Consider the following 440-nt stretch of genomic DNA (forward strand, 5'->3'; position numbering starts at 1 on the left):
GACCGCGAGTTGGTGCCCAAAGCGAGGACTTTGTGGGACAGATAGCGGCTCGGCAGCGCACTGCTGGGCCGGCGAGACACTGGACGGTATCGTAGGGCGAGGACCCTGTATGTACAAGGCAAGTGGGCGCAGTGGCTGACAGCAGTTTGTTATCTGCAGGAGGCCAAGTCCATGTTTTCATAGGTATTGATGTATCAAAGGCCAAGCTGGATTGCACGTTGCTGACGGCTGAGGCTGACAAGTGTAAGACCAAGGTGGTGGTCAACACCGCCGCGGGCGTACAAGCCCTGCTGGCGTGGTGCGCCAAACACGGCGCACAGCCGGCGCAGTTGCACGCCTGTTTCTTATACACATCTCCGAGCCCACGCGCAGAAATCGTATGCCGTCTTCTGCTTGAATAAAAAACATACGGTAAGAATGTATGAATCGGTGGTTCATGA

Annotated in this window: 1 pseudogene; it reads left to right on the forward strand. The window is 55.9% G+C overall.

The window, feature by feature from the left end:
- Positions 1–131: 131 nt before the first annotated feature.
- Positions 132–338, forward strand: a pseudogene (locus tag D3227_RS40705) (IS110 family transposase); the annotation flags it as partial.
- Positions 339–440 lie beyond the last annotated feature (102 nt).

Origin of the sequence: Mesorhizobium waimense, from assembly GCF_003601975.1 — a bacterium.
Classification (GTDB): Bacteria; Pseudomonadota; Alphaproteobacteria; order Rhizobiales; family Rhizobiaceae; genus Mesorhizobium; species Mesorhizobium waimense.